Consider the following 18,520-nt stretch of genomic DNA (forward strand, 5'->3'; position numbering starts at 1 on the left):
CGGTCCGGCCATGGCGTCCGTGCGGCGTCCCGTCGGCGATCGCGGCCCCTCGGTGGCCGGCGTCAGGGCGCCCCGTCGTCGTCCGCGGGCGGCGGCCAGGCGTCGCCCCACTCCGCGTCGCGGGCCGCCCGGTAGAGGAGGCCGTGGCGCTTGGTGACGGTAGTGCGGGTGAGGGCCGGCTCGGGTTCGCAGAGGTCCAGGAGGACCTGGCCCTTGCGGATCTGGGGTCTGCGGACGATGCGGTGGGGGGCCGGGGCCGGGGGGACCCGGGTGGCGGCGACGTAGCTGAACTTCTCGTCCTCGTACGGCAGGGAGCCGCCCTTGACCTGGCGGTGCAGGGAGGAGCGGCTGACCCGGGCCGAGAAGTGGCACCAGTCCTCGCCGGGGACGATGGGGCAGGCGGCGCTGTGCGGGCAGGGGGCGGCGATGTGGAAGCCGGCGGCGATCAGACGGTCGCGTGCCTCGATGACCCGGGCGTAGCCGTCGGGGGTGCCGGGCTCGATGATCACGACGGCCCGCGCGGCGGTCGCGGCCGACTCGACGACGGCCGCGCGGTCGGCCGTGGTCAGCTCGCCCAGGACGTACGAGACGGTGACGAGATCGGTGCTCTCGATGGTGAGCGCCGATCCGATGCGGGAGCGCTGCCACTCGACGCTCTTCAGTTCCGGGTTCGCCGCGGCGATCTCCCGTCCGAGCGCGAGCGCCGGCTCCGCCCAGTCGAGCACCGTGACCGGCCGCACGCCCTCCCAGGTGGCGTTCACCGCCCAGGTCGCCGCGCCCGTGCCCCCGCCGACGTCCACATGGCCGCCGGGCACCCACCCGGGCACCGCCGCCGCGAACGCCTCCAGCGCCGAGCACACCGCCTCGAACGTCGCCGGCATCCGGTACGCCGCGTACGCCACGACGTCCGACCGGTCCCGCAGCACGGGCGCGTGCGTCGGCGTCCGCCCCCGGTAGTTCGCGATCAGCCGCTCGACCGCCTGCGTGGCCGACTTCGGCGGCAGCCCGTCGAGCAGACCGGCGAGGGCGGTGCGGAGGGTGTCGGCCGAGGAGGCCGGAGGGGAGGCGGGGGCTTTCACGGGGCCGATTCTACGAGGGGGCGTGAGCGCGTCGGCCGCCTCGGCTCCGGCCCCCCGTCCGGGTCGGCGCGTAGGGTGCCGGGATGATCGAGGTACCCGACGCGTTCGTACGGAGCACGGTCGAGCGGGAGGGCGAGCCGGGGGCGGTGTGGCTCGCCGAACTGCCGCGGATCGTGGCGGAGTTGCTGGACCGGTGGGGGTGCGAGCCGGACGGTGAGGTCGTGCACGGCGGGGTCGGGGTGATCGTCCCGGTGGCGAGGCGGGGGGAGCCCGGCGCGGTCCTGAAGGTGTCGTTCCCGCATCCCGGCAACGTCCATGAGCCGGACGCGTTCGAGACGTGGGGCGGGTGCGGGGCCGTACGGCTGTACCGGCGGGACGACGAGCGATTCGCGATGCTACTGGAGCGGGTCCGGACGTCCACGCTGGCGGAGCTCGGCGACGAGGACGAGATCGTGCGGGTCGCCGGGCGACTCAGCCGGCGGCTGGCCGTGCCCGCGCCGGCCGGGCTGCCCCGGCTGCGGGAGCGGACCGGCGCCTGGGCGGAGGAACTGCGCGCGGACGCGACGGAACTGCCGCACGCGCTGCCCCGCCGCACGGTCGACGCCGCGCTGGCCACACTGCGGGAGCTGGGCCCGGACCAGCCGGACACCGTCGTGCACGGCGATCTCCACGCCAGGAACATCCTGCGGGCCGAGCGTGAGCCGTGGCTGGCCGTCGACCCCAAGGGGCTGGCGGGGGACCGCGCCTACGACGGCGGCACGCTGCTGAAGTCACGGGCGTTGAGCCTCCTCGCGGCGGACGACCTCGGCGCGGCCGTCCACCGGGTGCTGGACGTCTTCGCGGAGGCCGCCGAGATCGACATGGGGCGGCTGCGGCGCTGGGCCCAGGTGGAGGCCGTCCGGGCCGCGTTCCACGCCCGTCGGCACGGGTTCCGGGTGGCTCGCGGCGGACCACGCCTGGAATGGCTCATCGCGTTCGTGGACCGCCTGGCGGAGCACCTGACCGACCCGGCCCGCCCCCGCTGAGCCACGACGGGCCGCGCTCATCCCGCGGCGCCCGGGGCCGTCCGCGGGGCAGCGGCCGGTCACATCCCCCGTACCGCCCGGGCCAACCGGGTCCCCGCTGCCGCCCGCGCCCTGTTGATCGGGTCCCGGCGGCGGGGGTGGACCGCGTTGGTGAGGAGGATGAGGAAGGTGTCCGTCGCCTGGTCCAGGACCAGGGACGTGCCCGTGAAGCCCGTGTGGCCGGCCGCTCCCCGGCCCGCCAGCTCGCCCATGAACCAGCGCTGGTCCAGGGCGAAACCGAGGCCCGGCGGCGTCAGCATCAGCTCGACGAAGTCGGGGCCGAGTATGCGCGCGGGACCGTAACTGCCGCCGGCCAGCAGGGTGCGGCAGAAGACGGCCAGGTCGCGGGCGGTGGAGAAGAGCCCCGCGTGGCCGGCGACACCGCCGAGGGACCAGGCGTTCTCGTCGTGGACCCGGCCGCGGATCATGCCCCGGTCCGCCTTCGCCCAGGGGCGGCGCTGGTCCTCCGTCGCCGCGGCGGCCGGGCAGGGGCCGAACGTCGTCGACACCATGCCCAGGGGGTGGGTGATGCCGTCGCGGATCAGCACGTCGAGGGTCCGGCCGGTGAGGCGTTCCAGGACGTGCTGCAGCAGCAGGAGGTTCAGGTCGGAGTAGACGTGGGCGGTGCCGGGGGCCGCCGCCGGGGCCTCCGAGCGGAGCATCGCCAGCCGGGCGGCCGGTGACGGGCAGTCGTACAGCGGGAGTTCCGGGCGGAGCCCGGAGGTGTGGGTGAGGAGGTGGCGGACGGTGAGGCCGTGCGCGGCGGCGCCCGTGAAGTCGGGGAGGTACGCCGCCACCTTCGCGTCGATGCCGAGGGTGCCGCGCTCCAGCTGCTGGACGGCGGCCACGGCGGTGAAGAGCTTGGTGAGGGAGGCCAGGTCGAAGGGGGTGTCCGGCCGCACCGGGACGCGGGAGCCGGGCGGCAGCTCCACTCCGGTGTCGGCGCGTTCGTCGTAGGCCTCGTAGCGGACGGCCCAGCCCGCGGCCTCCTCCACGGCGATGACGGGGCCGCGGCCGGCGAGGACCACGGCGGCGGGGGCCCGGGGGCTGTCGCCTTCCGTCAGCGCGCGCACCTCTCGGCCGAGATGGCGCAGTTCCTCGGGGTCCAGTCCGGCTCGTTCCGGGGTGTCCGTGCGCAGTCTCGGCGCGCTCAGCTCTCCGCTCCCTCCACCGTCGTACTCGTCGAAGTACCCACTGTCGTACGCCTGTTCCAAGGACGGCACAGTGCCACGAAGCAGACCGCGGCCACCAGTGTCGCGGTCAGTTGGACGACGGCCATGGGGACGGCCGTGTCCTCGCCCGCGACGCCGACCAGGGGGGACGCTATCGCGCCGATCAGGAAGGACGAGGTACCCAGCAGGGCCGACGCGGAACCCGCCGCGTGGCGTACCCGCATCAGGGCGAGCGCCTGGGTGTTGGGAAGGGTGACGCCCATCGCGGACATCAGCACGAACAGGGCCACCGAGACCGGGCCGAGGCCGACCTCGCCGAAGACGCCCAGGGACATCAGCAGCAGCGCGGTCGCGGAGACGGCGACGACGGTGAGGCCGACGACGAACACCTTGTCCAGGCTGACCCGGCCGACCAGGATCTTGCCGTTGATCTGGCCGACGACGACGAGGCCGACGGAGTTGACGCCGAAGAGCAGGCTGAAGGTCTGCGGGGAGGCGCCGTAGATCTCCTGGATCACGAACGGGGAGGCGCTGATGTACGCGAAGAGGGCGGCGAAGGCGAAGCCGCCGGCGAGCGTGTAGCCCATGAAGACCCGGTCGGTGAGCAGGCCGCGCATGGCGTGCAGCGTCTCGCCGATGCCGCCGCTGTGGCGTTCGGCGGGGGCGAGCGTCTCGGGGAGCTTGGCCCAGACGACCGCGAGCAGGGCGATGCCGATGGCCGTGAGGACGACGAAGACCCCGCGCCAGTCCGTGACGCGGAGGATCTGGCCGCCGATCAGCGGCGCGACGACCGGGGCCACCCCGGAGATCAGCATCAGCGTGGAGAAGAACCGGGCCATCGCGTCGCCGTCGTACAGGTCGCGGACCACCGCCCGCGCGATCACGATCCCGGCCGAACCGGCGAGGCCCTGCACCAGGCGGAAGGCGATGAGGGTCTCGATGGTGGGGGCGAGGGCGCACAGGGCGGTGGCGACGATGTAGACGGCGAGGCCGAGCAGGAGGGGCCGTCTGCGGCCCCAGCGGTCGCTCATCGGGCCGATCAGCAGCTGTCCGAGCGCCATGCCGGCGAGGCAGGCGGTGAGGGTGAGCTGGACCGTGGTGGCGGGGGCGTGCAGCGAGGTGGTGACCTCCGGCAGGGCCGGGAGGTACATGTCCATCGCCAGGGGCGGGGTGGCGGTGAGCCCGCCGAGGATGAGGGTGACGAGGAGGCCGGTGCGGCGCAGGGCGGTGGAGTTCGGCTTCGACCGCGCCCGTCGTGGCGTACCGGGCCGTCCCGCGGCACCGGGCTGTCCCGCGGCACCGGGCCGTCCCGACGGTCCCGGCCGTTCCGACGGTGCCGGCCGTTCCGCCGACCGCTGTCCCGCCGCCGTGTCCGGCCCCGTGTGCTCCCCCATCGACGCCACCGTGTTCGACTCGGCCGATGCCGAGCCGGGTATGTGCCCCTCGGGCATGTGCCCCTCCCTCGCCGTTCGTTCCGCCACCTATGCTCTCAGCTCGTACGACGTGGGTGGGGTCACAGCCCCGCCCCGGGGCCGAGGACAGGGGTGGCGATGTCGAACGACGGACGTGTGCGGTGGGGAATCCTGGCGACCGGAGGGATCGCCGCGGCCTTCACGGCCGACCTCGTCGACCTGCCGGACGCCGAGGTCGTGGCGGTGGCCTCACGCAGCGAGGACTCCGCGAACGCCTTCGCGGAACGCTTCGGGATACCGAGGGCGTACGGCGACTGGCGCGCCCTCGCCGAGGACACGGACGTGGACGTGGTGTACGTCGCCACGCCGCACTCGGCGCACCGGACGGCCGCCGGGATGTGCCTGGAGGCCGGGCGGAACGTGCTGTGCGAGAAGCCGTTCACGCTGAACGTGCGCGAGGCGGAGGAGTTGGTCGCGCTGGCGCGGGAGCGCGGGCGGTTCCTGATGGAGGCCATGTGGACGTACTGCAATCCGGTGGTGCGCCGGCTCGCGGCGATGGTGCGGGACGGCGCGATCGGTGAGGTGCGCACGGTGCACGCCGACTTCGGCATCCTCGGGCCGGTCGCGCCGTCGCACCGGCTGCGGGACCCGGCGCAGGGCGGGGGCGCGCTGCTCGACCTGGGTGTGTACCCGATCTCCTTCGCTCATCTGCTGCTCGGCGAGCCCTCGGACGTGACGGCGAAGGCGGTGCTCTCGAAGGAGGGCGTCGATCTCCAGACGGGCGCGCTGCTCTCCTGGGAGAGCGGTGCCCTCGCGTCGGTGCACTGCTCCATCGTCGGCGGCACCGCCACCACCGCGTCGGTCACCGGCTCCGAGGGCCGGATCGACATCCCGGACGGCTTCTTCTTCGCGGACCGTTTCGTCCTGCACCGCGTGGGCCGCGAGCCGGAGACCTTCGCCGCGGACCCGGCCGACGGGCCCCGCAACAGCTTGCGTCACGAGGCCCGGGAGGTCATGCGGGCCCTGCGCGCCGGCGAGACGGAGTCCCCGCTCGTCCCGCTCGACGGCACCCTCGCCGTGATGCGCACCCTGGACGCGATCCGCGACCGTATCGGGGTGCGCTATCCCGGCGAGGACGACCGTCGGGGCGACGCGCTGGTGACTACGCCGGTGTGAGTCCGGGCCGGCCCGCCTCCACCGCGAACGACGCCACCGTGGAGATCCCGGCGCCGGTCGTCGTCACGTACGGCACGGCCTTGAAGTCGGCGCGCGCGGCCTCGCGGTCGAGAGCGACCGTGAGGTACCCCCGACGGCCGTGGTAGAAGCGCATGTGGGGGTTGGCGGTCATGTAGGTGTCCCAGTTCGCGGGCTTGTCGGAGCCGTTGCCGCCGCTGCTGACGGAGGTGGCGACGAGCTCCGTGCCGACGGTCCGCGACGAGCGGTCGTCGAAGTCGCGCTTGATGTCGAAGGCGTAGCCGACGTGGACGTCGCCGGTGAGGACCATCAGGTTCTCGATCCCGGTGGCTTCCGCGCCGGCGAGGAGGCGTTCGCGGGAGGCCGGGTAGCCGTCCCAGGAGTCCATGGACACTCGGTAGACGTCACCGACGGCGTTGCGGCGCTGGGAGAAGGTGACCTGCTGGGGGACGACGTTCCAGACGGCGTCGGACGCGGCCCAGCCGTCCAGGAGCCAGCGCTCCTGCGTGGCGCCCGTCATGGTGCGCGCGGGGTCGGCCGACTCCGGGCCGGGGATCTGCCAGCCGTCGCCCTGGGCCTGGTTGGAGCGGTACTGGCGGGTGTCGAGTATGTCGAACTGGGCGAGGCGGCCCCACCGGAAGCGGCGGTAGAGCCTCATGTCGGGCCCGTCGGGGCGCTGGGGGCGGCGCAGCGGCTGGTTCTCCCAGTACGCGCGGTAGGCGGCGGCGCGGCGCAGCAGGAACTCCTCGGAGGGCTCGCCGCCGTCGGGGTGGTCGCCGGCATAGTTGTTCTCGGTCTCGTGGTCGTCCCAGGTGACGACGAAGGGGTGCGCGGCGTGGGCGGCGCGCTGGTCGGGGTCGGTCTTGTGGAGGGCGTACCGCAGTCGGTAGTCCTCCAGGGTGACCGTCTCGTGGTTGAAGAGGTCGGGCAGGACGCGGTCGGTGTAGTTGCGGGCGCCGCCGACGGAGTTCACGGCGTACTCGTAGAGGTAGTCCCCGAGGTGGAAGACGACATCGATGTCCTCTTCGGCCAGGTGCCGGTAGGCGGTGTAGTAGCCCTGGTCGTAGCGCTGGCAGGAGACCGCGGCGAAGGAGAGGCCGGTGGCGCCGGTCAGGTGGGCGCGGCCGGGGGCGGTGCGGGTGCGGCCGGTCTCGCTGATCCAGGTGCCGGCGCGGAAGCGGTAGTAGTAGACGCGCCCCGGGGCGAGGTGGCCGACCTCGACGTGGACGGTGTGGTGGAACTCGGGGTGGGCGGTGGCGGTGCCGCGTCTGACGATCCGTCGGAATCTGTCGTCGTGGGCCAACTCCCACCGCACGGCGACGCGTTCGGCGGGCAGTCCGCCGTCCGGCTGGTAGGGGGCCGGGGCGAGCCGGGTCCACAGGAGCACGGAGGTGGACAGCGGGTCGCCGGAGGCCACGCCGAGGGTGAAGGGGTCCTCGGTGATCCGCCGCGCGTCGAGCGTGGCGGCGGCCGCGGCGCCGGCCGCGGGGAGGTTGGTGGCGAAGGCGAGCGCGGCGGCGGCCCCCGTGACGGTGAGGAAGCGGCGGCGGTCGAAGTGGCGGGCGGCGGCGCGGAGTTCGGACGCGTGGGACGAACGGGACGGCGTCGGCCCCTGGGAGTTGCGGGCGTTCTGGGCTGTGGGTGTCATCTGGCCCTCGTCTGACGGGAGTTGTCTCTTGGCATTGGAGTGGCCAGGTTCGACGATCTTCTGTCACGTACACAACACCCAGATGGCGGACGAATGAGTTCCGCATGGCGGGCGCTTTCTGCGCGGCCCGGCGCGCCCCCTCCTTTACGCTGCGGGGCCATGAACGCTATGCGAACCAAGATCGCGATCGTGACGGGTGCGGGCTCCGGCATCGGCCGCGCCGTGGCGGTGGAGCTGCTGCGCACCGGCTGGTCGGTGGCGCTCGCGGGCCGCCGCGAGGACAAGCTCGCCGAGACCGCGGCCGGCGCCCCGGAGGCGCTGTGCGTCCGTACGGACGTCTCCCGCCCCGGTGACGTGGACGCGCTCCTCGCCGCCGTGCGCGACCGGTTCGGGCGGCTGGACCTGCTGTTCAACAACGCGGGCACGTTCGGTCCGGGCGGGGTGCCGGTGGAGGAGCTGGACTACGCGGCTTGGCGGCACGTCGTGGACACCAACCTCAACGGGGCGTTCCTGTGCGCGCAGGCGGCGTACCGGCAGATGAAGGAGCAGGACCCGCGGGGCGGGCGGATCATCAACAACGGCTCCATCTCCGCGCACACGCCCCGCCCGCACTCCGTCGCCTACACCGCGACCAAGCACGCCCTGACCGGCCTCACCAAGTCCCTCTCGCTGGACGGGCGGTCGTACGGCATCGCGGTCGGCCAGATCGACATCGGCAACGCGGCGACGGACATGACCGAGCGCATGGCGAACGGCGTCCTCCAGGCGAACGGGCAGCTCGTGCCGGAGCCCGTGATGGACGTCGCCGACGTGGCCCGGACCGTGCGGCACATGGCGGAGTTGCCACTGGAGGCGAATGTGCAGTTCGCGACGGTGATGGCGACGACGATGCCGTACGTGGGGCGGGGCTGAGGCAGCCGAAACGGTTACACACGGCACTCGTCCACGGCTCAACCTACACAAACGGAAACTGATGCTCCGGTCCATAGGAGCACGTGACAGGCATATGCTCAGGACTCGTCTCCACGAGAGCTTCACACTTGGAGGCGACGGCTTCCGTGGCCAACCCGAGGGGGAGGCGGCAGCCGTTCCGCGTTCCGGAAGGGGGCGGACCTCGCGTGGGACCGCGAGGTAAGCACCGGAGCACGGAACGGCTGCCACCACATGTCCCTTGTCCGGGCGGTGTCCGAGCCGCTTCTCCTGGCAGGGCGGCTGTTCCGGCGCGGGCAGCGCCGCCGGCGATCAGATCGCCGGGGGTCATGGCGGTCGGCGCGCCTCCCGGATGCGGCCGGTCGACGCCCCTGCGCAGCGTGAACCGACCCACGCCCCCTTCACGGAGACCCACGAAGCGACCCAGGTACGGGTTCACCCGCGTGACGGCGCCGACCGCGCCTCCACCAGTGGGCCGGACCGACCCGGCTGCGCGCCGAGCGGGTCGGCTTCGTCCTCCCGGCGCTCCACCTCGTCCCCACGCTCACCGCGCGGGAGAAGGTCGAGACCGCCCTCGTCCCGCTCGGCGTCAAGCGGGCCGGACGACGCGAGCGGGCCGGGCGACGCGAGCGGGCCGGGCGAACGCCTCACCCACGCCCCGTCCGAACTGTCCGACTGTCGCGGCGGCAGCGAGTCGCGATCGTCCGCGCCCTGGTCAGGCGGCCGAAGGTGCTCCTCGGCCGACGCGCCCGCCGGCAACCTCGACGAGGGCACCCGCGGCGAGATCATGGCCCTGCTCGTGGGCCTGAACCGCGAACAGGGCTCGCTCCCCTACGTCCTGGTCACGCGCTGCTCGTCGATCGCCCCACAGGCATCCCGGCCCACCACCATCGAGGCCGGGCGACTGACGGCCGACGCTCACGAAGCGGGAGCGCGACAGCCGCCCGGGCCGAGGTCTGCCCCGGGCGCCGTCGTCCGGGCCGCTCACCGCCCCAGGATCAGGTCGATCTCGGCCATGCGCTCCGCGGGGAGCGGCCCCTTCGCGAGGGCGCCCGCGTTCTCCTCGGCCTGGGCGACCGAGCGGAAGCCGGGGATGGGCACGGTGTGGGGGCTGCGGGCCCAGATCCACGCGAGGGCGCCCTGCGCGAGCGTACGGCCCTCGCCGGTGAGGATCTCGCGCAGCGCCTCGACCCGGCCGAGCCACTCCGGGTCGGCGCCGCCGTCCGCGTGGAAGCCGGGCAGCCAGGCGGGCGGGGTGCTGCGGATGTCACCGGCCTCCAGGGCGCGCCCGCCGGTGTGCTTGCCGGTGAGCAGACCCATGGCCAGGGGGCTGCGGTTGATGCTCGCGAGGTTCGACTCCGCGCACAGCGCGAGGAGTTCGGGGGCGTCCTGGAGGATGTTCAGCCGGTGCTGCACGGCCGCGCAGTGCGGGCCCTCGGCGAACACGGCCGCACGGTCCGGGTCGTCGGTGCTCCACGCGTACGCCCGGATCAGGCCCTCCCGTACGAACTCCTCGCAGGTGTCACGGAGTTCGGCGGCCCGCTCGGGGTCGGCGTCGGAGATGTGCAGCTGGTACAGGTCGACGTGGTCGGTGCCGAGACGGTCGAGGGAGGCGGTGAGGGCGCGGCGGGCGTGGGCCGGGGTGTCGTCCTGCCCGGTGCGGGTGCGGGTGGCCTCGTCGAAGAGGTTGCCCCACTTGGTGGCCACGACGACGTCCGCACGGCGCTTGCCGAGAGCCCGGCCGAGGACGCGTTCGCTGTGGCCGGCGCCGTAGGTGTCGGCCGTGTCGAAGAAGGTGACGCCGAGGTCGAGGGCGCGGTGGACCGCTCGTACGGACTCCTCGTCGTCCACCTTGCCCCAGCCCAGCGGCTGTCCGTCGGTGTCCTGCCACTCGCCGCCGATGGCCCAGCAGCCGAAGCCGAGGGCGCTGACCTGGATGCCGCTGCGGCCGAGGGTGCGGGTGTACGGCTGCGTGCTCGTGTGCGAGTTCGTCTGCATGACCACGGACGTTAGGAGTTGGAGTGCACACTAGGGCAAGCCCCGGGGGCGAACCCGTCGTTCAGGCCTGGCCCGTCTCGAACCGGCTGATCCTGCCGTCGTCCGACACGGTGAAGCGCCACGCGGTGCGCATCTCGCCCCAGGTGTCGTTGCGGTAGTTGGCGACCAGGGCACGCCCGCCCGCGGATTCGCGCTGGACCTCGATGTGGCCGTGGGAGGAGAAGATCTCCCGGTCGGTCCAGTCGGCGACGTCACGGTCGGAGCCGTCGTCCGACATCGTCGCGTCCTCCGTGAGGAGCGCGAAGAACGCGTCCTCGTCATGGGCGTTCACCGCGGCGACGAAGGCCCGGACGGCCGGGTCGCTGAGTTTGGCGGGTGCGATCGTCATGGCGGCCAGCCTCACACCGTTGCCCGGGGTGCGCCACCGGAGGCGCACCCCGCACGCGGGGCCACCCGAACGGCGGTCCGGCGCGGGTCGGGCAGGTGTGATCGGTGCGACGGTGGATACGCGGGAGGGGACTCGACGCACCGGCTGCCCGGGAGAGCTCATGACCTCATTCGACCGACGTGATCTGGGACTGCTGCTCCTACGGCTGGGCACGGGCGGTGTGCTCGCCGCGCACGGGACGCAGAAACTGTTCGGCTGGTTCGGCGGACACGGCCTCAAGGGCACCGGCGCGTTCATGGAGTCCGTCGGGTACACCCCCGGCAAGGCCAGCGCCACCGCCGCCGGCCTCGCCGAGACGGGCGGCGGCGCACTGCTCGCGCTGGGCCTCGCGACACCCGCGGCCGGTGCCGCCGCGGCGGGCGCGATGGGCGGCGCGACCGCGATCCACGCGCCCAACGGGTTCTTCAACGCCGAGGGCGGCTACGAGTACGCCGCGTCGCTGGGCCTGGCCGCCGCCGGCCTCGCCGTCGCCGGGCCCGGCCGGCTCTCCCTCGACCACGCGTTCCACCATGTCGTCGACCGGGGCTGGATGGTCCCGGCGGCGCTCGCCGGTACGGCCGCGGTCACGGCGGTGGTCGTGGGTCTGCGCAACCAGCGGGTGCGCAAGGAGAAGGAGGGCGAGCAGGAGGCGTTGTTCGAGGAGTGAGCGCCGCCGTCGCGGCGGATCCGCCGTCGTTGTCACAGGGGCGTGGCAAGCTGCGCCCATGAGCGAGCAGACCCACTCCCCCGACGACCTCTGGCAGTCCGTCGCCCTCCTGCACGCCTGGCTGGAGGCCGAGCAGCCGCACGGCGGCCAAGAGGGCCTGTTGCTGCGGATGTTGAAGCTCCAGGAGGAGGTCGGCGAGGTCGCGCAGGCGGTGATCGGCGCGACCGGGCAGAACCCGCGCAAGGGCACCACCCACACCTGGGACGACGTCGGGTCGGAGCTGTGCGATGTCGTCATCACGGCTCTGGTGGCGCTGCGCACCCTGACCCCCGACGCCCGCGCGGTCTTCGCGGCCCATCTGGCCGGGGTCACCGCACGCTCGCTGGGCTCCCGCCATGGCTGACAACGCGTTCTGGATCGCCGCGCTCACCGCCGGCACGGCCGTGCTGGCGAGTTGGGTGACGAGCAGGGGCACGGCGCGGGCGGCGCGCATACAGGCGGACACGACGGCGGGCGCGCAGCGGGTGGAGCGGCTGCGGGAGGCGCGGCGGACGGCGTACGCGGGGTTCATCGAGCAGGCGCAGCGGCTGAACGACGTGCACTGGAAGGTGTCCGACGTGGTCCGGGGCGCCGAGGGCGGGCTCGGACCGGAACAGGTGGAGGAGCTGCGGGAGTTGCGGGAGCTCCAGCGCGACGAGTACGCCACGCTGCGCAATCTCACCTGGATCGTCTCGCTGGAAGGCCCCGAGGAGGTCGCGGACCTCGCCAACACCGTCCGGCGGGCGACGAGCCCCTTCCACAAGGCGATCGAGGCGATGATCGAGGGGGACGCCGGTGCCGTGGCGCGCTTCGACGCCTGCTACACGCCGTTCTGGGACGCGCTGAAGGTCTTCATCAACGCCTCCCGCGACACCCTGCACACCATGTAGCCGACGGGGTGCCCCACCCCGGGCCGCCCCCCCGGCCGCTTCCCGGTCATCCCCCCGGCTGACCCGGCGGTGACGGTGTACTGCGTTCTGAGTACGCGCGATTGTCGGCAGCCGCACGACGACGGGACGGGGCCCGCGAGGGGAGTCTTGGCGGACATCCGAGACTTCTGACGTGGAGACCTGCGACCCATGGCAACCTTCCTTCATCGGCTGGGCCGGCTGGCCTTCCGCAAACGCTGGTACGTCATCCTGATGTGGCTGGCGGTCCTGGGCGCCGTCGGTGCCGGCGCCCTCAAGGCCCCGGGAGCCTCCGACGAGGGGTTCGCCATGCCGGGCATCGAGTCCCAGAAGGCGTTCGACCTGCTGGAGCAGCGCTTCCCCGGGGTCACGGCGGACGGCGCCACCGCCCGGGTCGTCTTCGTCGCCCCGAACGGCGAGAAGGTCACCGCCGCCGAGAACAAGAAGGCCGTCGAGGAGACCGTGGCCGATCTGGCGGACGGCTCGCAGGTGGCGAGCGCCGTCGACCCGTTCCGGGCCCGGGCGGTGAGCGAGGACGGCTCGACGGCGTACGCGACCGTCACCTACAAGGTCGCCGCGAACGACCTCACCGACGCCAGCAGGGCCCACCTGGAGGACGTGCTCCACGCGGCGCAGGGCTCCGGGCTGACCGTCGAGGCCGGCGGGACCGCGATGGAGGAGCAGGGCGGCGCGGGCGGCATGGCCGAGGTGATCGGTGTCGCCATAGCCTCCGTCGTGCTGCTGATCACCTTCGGGTCGCTGGCCGCCGCCGGACTGCCGCTGCTGACCGCGCTGGTCGGTGTCGGCCTCAGCATGGCCGCGATCCTCGCCCTGTCCGACGCGTTCGGGCTGTCCACCACGACGGGCACCCTCGCGATGATGCTGGGCCTCGCGGTCGGCATCGACTACGCCCTGTTCGTCGTCTCCCGCTACCGCGAGGAGCGCGCGGGCGGCCGTACGCCCGAGGAGGCCACCGCCCTCGCCACCGGCACGGCCGGGTCGGCGGTCGTGTTCGCCGGGCTCACCGTCGTCATCGCGCTCGCCGGACTGTCCGTGGTCGGCATCCCCATGCTGACGAAGATGGGGCTGGCCGCGGCGGGCGCGGTCGTCGTGGCCGTGCTGATCGCGCTGACCCTGGTCCCGGCGGTCCTCGGCTGCTGGCCGAACGCCGTGCTCTCGCGCAAGGCCCGCGGGAGCGGCCGTATCGAGGGCGACGTCAAGGACAACGGCGGCACCCGGTGGTCCCGGTTCGTGCTGCGCCGCCCGGTGCCGGTGCTCCTCCTCGGCGTCGTCGGCCTCGGCGCGCTCGCGATCCCGATGACCGACCTCCAGCTGGGCATGCCCGGCGACGAGGCCAAGTCGACCTCGACCACCGAGCGGCGGGCCTACGACGCGCTCGCCGAGGGTTTCGGGCCCGGCTTCAACGGGCCGCTGACGATCGTGGTCGACGCCAAGGGCACCGACGACGCGAAGGGCGCCGCCGACGCGATCGCGAAGGAGATCGGCGCCACCGAGGGCGTCGTGTCCGTCTCCCCCGCGCGCTTCAACGAGGCCGGTGACACGGCCGTCTTCACGGTGGTGCCCGCCACCGCGCCGACCGACGAGAAGACCAAGGACCTGGTGACCACCATCCGGGACGAGCGGCCCGGCATCGAGTCCGAGACGGGGGCCACGATCGAGGTCACCGGCACCACCGCGCTGAACATCGACGTCTCCGACAAGGTGCAGTCCGCGCTGGTCCCGTACCTGCTGGTCGTGGTCGGCCTGGCCGTCGTCCTGCTGCTGGTCGTCTTCCGCTCCCTGCTGGTCCCGCTCAAGGCGGCCGTCGGCTTCCTGCTGTCGGTGCTCGCCTCGCTCGGTGTGGTCGTCCTGGTCTTCCAGCAGGGCCACGGCGCGGAGCTGCTGGGCGTGGAGCAGACCGGCCCGATCATGAGCCTGATGCCGATCTTCCTGGTGGGCATCGTGTTCGGTCTGGCCATGGACTACGAGGTGTTCCTGGTCTCGCGGATGCGCGAGGCGTACGTCCACGGCGACTCGGCCGACGAGGCGATCACCAGTGGCTTCCGGCACAGTGCCCGGGTGGTGGCGGCCGCCGCCCTGATCATGATCGCGGTGTTCGCCGGGTTCATCGGCGAGAGCGACTCCATGATCAAGATGATCGGGTTCGGGCTGGCCTCGGCGGTCCTGTTCGACGCGTTCGTCGTACGGATGGCGATCGTGCCGGCCGTGCTCGCGCTGCTCGGCGACAAGGCGTGGTGGCTGCCGAAGTGGCTGGACCGGACGCTGCCCCACGTCGATGTGGAGGGTGAGGCCCTGACCCGCCGCGCCGAGGCGGATCCGGCTCCGGCCGAGACCGCCGAGCTGGAGGTGACGCGCGCCTGATCCACCCGCCCATCCCCACCGGGAGCCGTCCGTGGCGAAGGACACGGACGGCCCTCGGGGCGTTTTTTTCCCCCCGCGTCGACCACGATTGGTCCCAGTCCACCGACCGGAGTCACCCATGACCCTCAGCAGCCCCAGCCGGGAACGGCGCTACGCGGACCGGCTGGAGGAGTTCTCCGACCGCCACCACTTCCTCGTCGACCTGGTGCTGGTCTCGGCGCTGCTGGGCTGCGCCTCCCTCGGCAGCGCGCTCACCCTGCCCGGCGCCCGGCCCCCGGACCAGGACCGGGTCGGGATGGCTCTCATGGGCGTGTCCTGTCTCGCGCTGCTGAAGCACCGCACCCACCCGCGCGCCGCCCTCGTCGTGACCGCGATCTGCACGGTCGTCGCGGTCGCCCTGGGCTATCTGCTCACCCCTCTGCTGCTGGCACCGATCATGGCGGCGCTCTACTGGCTGGCCGCGCTCACCGACCGCAGGACCACCCGCGCCTACGGCTGCACCACCATCACGGCGATGACGCTCGCGGCCGTGGTCTCCGACTCGATGGACCATCTGTCGCTGCTGCTCAGGACGATCGGCCCGGTCTTCTGGCTGCTGCTGCCGCTCGTCGCCGGACGGGGGACCCAGGTGCGCCGCGCCTACCTGAAGTCGGTGCATGCCCGCGCCGAGCACGCCGAGCGCACCCGGGAGGAGGAGGCACGCCTCCGGGTCGCCGAGGAGCGGATGCGCATAGCCCGCGATCTGCACGACGTGGTCGCCCACCACCTGGCCCTCGCCAACGCCCAGGCGGGCACCGCCGCGCACCTCACCCGTACCGATCCCGAACAGGCCCACCGCATCCTCACCGACCTGACGGCCACCACGTCGTCGGCGCTGCGCGAGCTGAAGGGCACGGTCGGGGTGCTGCGCAGGCCCGACGACCCCGAGGCGCCGCTGGCCCCCACCCCCGGACTCCACCAGCTCCCGGAGCTGACGGCGGCGTGCGAGTCCGCCGGTCTCGCGGTCACCGTCACCACCGACGGTGTCCCCGGGCCGCTGGACCCCGGCGTGGACCTGACCGCGTTCAGGATCGTGCAGGAAGCCCTCACCAACGTCAGCAAGCACGCCGCCGTGGACGCCGCGCGGGTCCGCCTGGTGTACGAGGAAGGGCGTCTGACGATCACGGTCACCGACGACGGAACACCCCGCCCGCGGGAGACCTCCGTGCCCGGCCGCGGTTTCGGCCTCATCGGCATGCGCGAGCGCGCCCAGTCCGTCGGAGGCTGTCTGAGCGCCGGCCACCGTCCCGGCGGCGGCTTCGAGGTCACCACCGACCTGCCGCTGCGGCCGTACGCCTCTCGCCCCACCGCACCGGTGCCGAACGCGGGCCCGGAAACGGCCCATGATCAGCGGAAGTAGAACAGCACCATGACCATTCGCGTCCTGCTCGCCGACGACCAGGCCCTGCTGCGGGCCACTTTCCGGATCCTGATCGACTCCTGTCCGGACATGGAGGTGGTCGCCGAGGCCACCGACGGTCAGGAGGCGGTCGACCTCGTCCGCGTCCACCGCCCCGACGTGGTCCTCATGGACATCCGGATGCCCGGCACCGATGGGCTCACCGCCACGGCCGTGATCTGTGCCGACGAGGAACTGGCCGACATCCGCGTGCTGATCCTCACGACCTTCGAGATCGACGAGTACGTGGCCCAGGCGCTGCGCTCCGGCGCCAGCGGCTTCCTCGGCAAGGACGTCACCGCCGACGTGCTCCTCGACGGCATCCGCACGGTGGCCGCCGGCGACACGCTGCTCTCCCCCGCCGCCACCCGGACCCTCATCACCCGCTTCCTCGCCACCCCCACCCCCGGCAGCCGTCTCGCCGCCCCCGACCGGCTGACCATCCTCACCACCCGCGAACGCGAGGTCATGTCCCTGGCCGCCGAGGGCCACTCCAACGACGAGATCGCCGAGAAGCTGTACGTGAGCCCGCTGACGGTACGGACCCACGTCCACCGGGCGATGACGAAACTGGGCGCCCGCGACCGGGCCCAACTGGTCGTCATGGCGTACCAGTCGGGCCTGGTGCGGGTCACCCCGCCGGAGTAGGGGGACGCGCGTCCCCCTACTCCACGACTCCTACTGCTCAGCTCCTCCTACTGCTTGGCTCCTACTCCTTGTAGAACGTGGCGTCCTGCCGGTCGAGGGTGGTGCTGACCGGCTGGGTGTAGAGCAGGTTGTTGTAGTGCCGGATGTACCGGCCGGGGAAGTTGTACGACTCGTAGGAGACGCCGGCCGCGGTGTCGGCGAGACCGGCCCGCTGGTGGAACGAGGCGTCCGCGTCGAACAGGGCCGTGCCGTCGTCCTTCTCCACCCACAGTTCGTTGTTCTTGTGGCGGAGGTAGTAGCCGGGGAAGTTCGCCGACTCCAGCGAGACCGTGCCGCTGCCCGTCAGCCCGGTGACGATCCGGAACTGCGAGTCGGCGAGGTTGGTGACGTTGCTCTCCAGCTTGGCGCGGTACTCCCAGTGCCGGATGAACTTGCCCGGGTAGTTGAACGAGGAGAGCCGGACCGGGGTCGCGCCGTCGGCGACGGGGATGCCGAAGTTGGGCGTGCCGTCGGCGTTCCAGTACAGCTTCTGGTAGCGGGTACGGCGGTTGGGGTCGTTGAGCGGGTCGCCGCTGATGTCCTTGTAGTTGCGGTCGTGGTAGACGAGGACGTCCGACTTTCCGTCCTCGGACGTGGTGAAGGTGTTGTGGCCGGGGCCGTACTGGCCGGTGGCGGCGTTGCTGGTGAAGACGGGGGTCGTGGTCTTCGCCCAGGAGGCGGGGTTCATCAGGTCCGCCGTGGACGAGGCGGTCAGCAGACCGAGGCAGTAGTTGGCGTCGGTGGCGCTGGCCGAGTAGCTCATGAAGACCTTGCCGTTCTTCTGGATGACGGCCGGGCCCTCGTTGACGCGGTGGCCGATCGTCTCCCAGGAGTACTCGGGCTTGGAGATCATCACCGGGCTGCCGCTGATGGTCCAGGGGTTGGACATCCTCGCCAGGTACAGGTTGGTGCCGGTGCCGACCGCCGGGTCGTTCTGCGCCCAGCTGAGGTAGCGGGTGCCGTTGTGCGTGAAGGTGGTGGCGTCCAACGAGAAGGTGTCCAGCGGCAGCGCGATCCGGCCCTTCTCGGTCCACGTGCCGGTGAGGGGGTTGGCCGCGCTGCTCTCCAGGACGTACGGGCGGATCTTCCAGATGTCGTTGGAGGCACCGGCCGCGAAGTACACGTACCACTTGCCGTCGATGAAGTGGATCTCCGGCGCCCAGATGTGGGCGCCCATGTCACCGCTGGCGTGCTTGGTCCAGATCGTGGTCTCCGCGGCCGTGGCGAGGCCCTGGAGGGTGGTGGAACGGCGCATCACGATCTTGTCGTACGCCGGGACGGTGGCCGTGAAGTAGTAGTAGCCGTCGGTGTGCTTGTAGATGTGCGGGTCGGCCCGCTGCTCGGCTATCGGGTTGGTGAAGGTGACGGCCGGGGATGCCGGGGCGGCCGCCTGGGCGGGGGTGGTCACGGTGGTGAGCACGGCGAACGCGGCTGCCGCGGCCACGACGACCCGTCTGACGAGGTGTCTCATGTTC

The 18,520-nt window shown here is 72.6% G+C and carries 16 protein-coding genes; 9 read left to right on the forward strand and 7 right to left on the reverse strand.

The window, feature by feature from the left end; all coding sequences use genetic code 11:
* Positions 1-62: 62 nt before the first annotated feature.
* On the reverse strand, positions 63-1,079 hold the full coding sequence (locus tag RM704_RS27665) for a small ribosomal subunit Rsm22 family protein (protein ID WP_033527381.1): 1,017 nt from the start codon (positions 1,077-1,079) through the stop codon (positions 63-65).
* Positions 1,080-1,162: 83 nt separating this feature from the next.
* Between RM704_RS27665 and RM704_RS27670 the strand changes: the two genes are divergently transcribed.
* Positions 1,163-2,104 (forward strand): aminoglycoside phosphotransferase family protein, encoded by a 942-nt coding sequence (locus RM704_RS27670; protein ID WP_033527380.1) that lies wholly within the window; start codon positions 1,163-1,165, stop codon positions 2,102-2,104.
* 59 nt (positions 2,105-2,163) lie between these two features.
* Here the strand turns inward: RM704_RS27670 and RM704_RS27675 are convergent, their stop codons facing one another.
* Both RM704_RS27675 and RM704_RS27680 read right to left on the reverse strand, forming a co-directional pair.
* A complete protein-coding gene (locus RM704_RS27675; RefSeq protein WP_438828956.1) occupies positions 2,164-3,366 on the reverse strand; it encodes a serine hydrolase domain-containing protein in 1,203 nt (400 codons plus the stop codon).
* Entirely contained in the window at positions 3,294-4,766 is a 1,473-nt protein-coding gene (locus RM704_RS27680; RefSeq protein ID WP_033527379.1) for a multidrug effflux MFS transporter, read from the reverse strand. The genes RM704_RS27675 and RM704_RS27680 overlap by 73 nt, the downstream gene beginning before the upstream one ends.
* Before the next feature lie 99 nt (positions 4,767-4,865).
* Between RM704_RS27680 and RM704_RS27685 the strand changes: the two genes are divergently transcribed.
* Positions 4,866-5,903, forward strand: a complete 1,038-nt coding sequence (locus tag RM704_RS27685; protein ID WP_033527378.1) for a Gfo/Idh/MocA family protein — start codon at positions 4,866-4,868, stop codon at positions 5,901-5,903.
* Here the strand turns inward: RM704_RS27685 and RM704_RS27690 are convergent.
* Positions 5,890-7,569 (reverse strand): alkaline phosphatase D family protein, encoded by a 1,680-nt coding sequence (locus RM704_RS27690; protein ID WP_033527377.1) that lies wholly within the window; start codon positions 7,567-7,569, stop codon positions 5,890-5,892. The two genes, RM704_RS27685 and RM704_RS27690, sit on opposite strands and share 14 nt — an antisense overlap.
* 159 nt (positions 7,570-7,728) lie before the next feature.
* Between RM704_RS27690 and RM704_RS27695 the strand changes: the two genes are divergently transcribed.
* Entirely contained in the window at positions 7,729-8,481 is a 753-nt protein-coding gene (locus RM704_RS27695; RefSeq protein WP_033527376.1) for an SDR family oxidoreductase, read from the forward strand.
* A 1,002-nt stretch (positions 8,482-9,483) separates the two neighbouring features.
* Here the strand turns inward: RM704_RS27695 and RM704_RS27700 are convergent.
* On the reverse strand, positions 9,484-10,497 hold the full coding sequence (locus RM704_RS27700; protein WP_033527374.1) for an aldo/keto reductase: 1,014 nt from the start codon (positions 10,495-10,497) through the stop codon (positions 9,484-9,486).
* 61 nt (positions 10,498-10,558) lie between these two features.
* Complete coding sequence (locus tag RM704_RS27705; protein WP_033527505.1) at positions 10,559-10,885, reverse strand: nuclear transport factor 2-like protein; 327 nt, start codon at positions 10,883-10,885, stop codon at positions 10,559-10,561.
* 160 nt (positions 10,886-11,045) lie between these two features.
* Here RM704_RS27705 and RM704_RS27710 point away from each other — a divergent pair, with 160 nt between their 5' ends.
* The 6 genes from RM704_RS27710 to RM704_RS27735 all read left to right on the forward strand — a co-directional run bounded on the left by RM704_RS27710 (position 11,046) and on the right by RM704_RS27735 (position 17,006).
* Complete coding sequence (locus RM704_RS27710) at positions 11,046-11,591, forward strand: DoxX family membrane protein (RefSeq protein WP_033527373.1); 546 nt, start codon at positions 11,046-11,048, stop codon at positions 11,589-11,591.
* A 58-nt stretch (positions 11,592-11,649) separates the two neighbouring features.
* The gene (locus RM704_RS27715; protein WP_033527372.1) at positions 11,650-11,994 is read left to right on the forward strand and encodes a MazG-like family protein; all 345 of its coding nucleotides are present in this window, start codon (positions 11,650-11,652) and stop codon (positions 11,992-11,994) included.
* Positions 11,987-12,520: a hypothetical protein gene (locus RM704_RS27720; protein WP_033527371.1), complete on the forward strand. Its 534-nt coding sequence runs from the start codon at positions 11,987-11,989 to the stop codon at positions 12,518-12,520. The genes RM704_RS27715 and RM704_RS27720 overlap by 8 nt, the downstream gene beginning before the upstream one ends.
* 189 nt (positions 12,521-12,709) lie before the next feature.
* Entirely contained in the window at positions 12,710-14,920 is a 2,211-nt protein-coding gene (locus RM704_RS27725) for an MMPL family transporter (RefSeq protein WP_033527370.1), read from the forward strand.
* A 118-nt stretch (positions 14,921-15,038) separates the two neighbouring features.
* Positions 15,039-16,319 carry a histidine kinase gene (locus tag RM704_RS27730; protein WP_033527369.1) on the forward strand — a complete coding sequence of 427 codons (1,281 nt, stop codon included), beginning with the start codon at positions 15,039-15,041 and terminating at the stop codon, positions 16,317-16,319.
* A gap of 9 nt (positions 16,320-16,328) precedes the next feature.
* Positions 16,329-17,006: a response regulator transcription factor gene (locus RM704_RS27735; RefSeq protein ID WP_033527368.1), complete on the forward strand. Its 678-nt coding sequence runs from the start codon at positions 16,329-16,331 to the stop codon at positions 17,004-17,006.
* A 61-nt stretch (positions 17,007-17,067) separates the two neighbouring features.
* On the opposite strand, the gene RM704_RS27740 is transcribed toward RM704_RS27735, so the two are convergent.
* Positions 17,068-18,516, reverse strand: coding sequence for a family 43 glycosylhydrolase (locus tag RM704_RS27740; protein ID WP_033527367.1), 1,449 nt, complete (start codon positions 18,514-18,516; stop codon positions 17,068-17,070).
* Between the last annotated feature and the right edge of the window lie 4 nt (positions 18,517-18,520).

This window comes from Streptomyces gottesmaniae, assembly GCF_031845845.1.
Classification (GTDB): domain Bacteria; phylum Actinomycetota; class Actinomycetes; order Streptomycetales; family Streptomycetaceae; genus Streptomyces; species Streptomyces akebiae.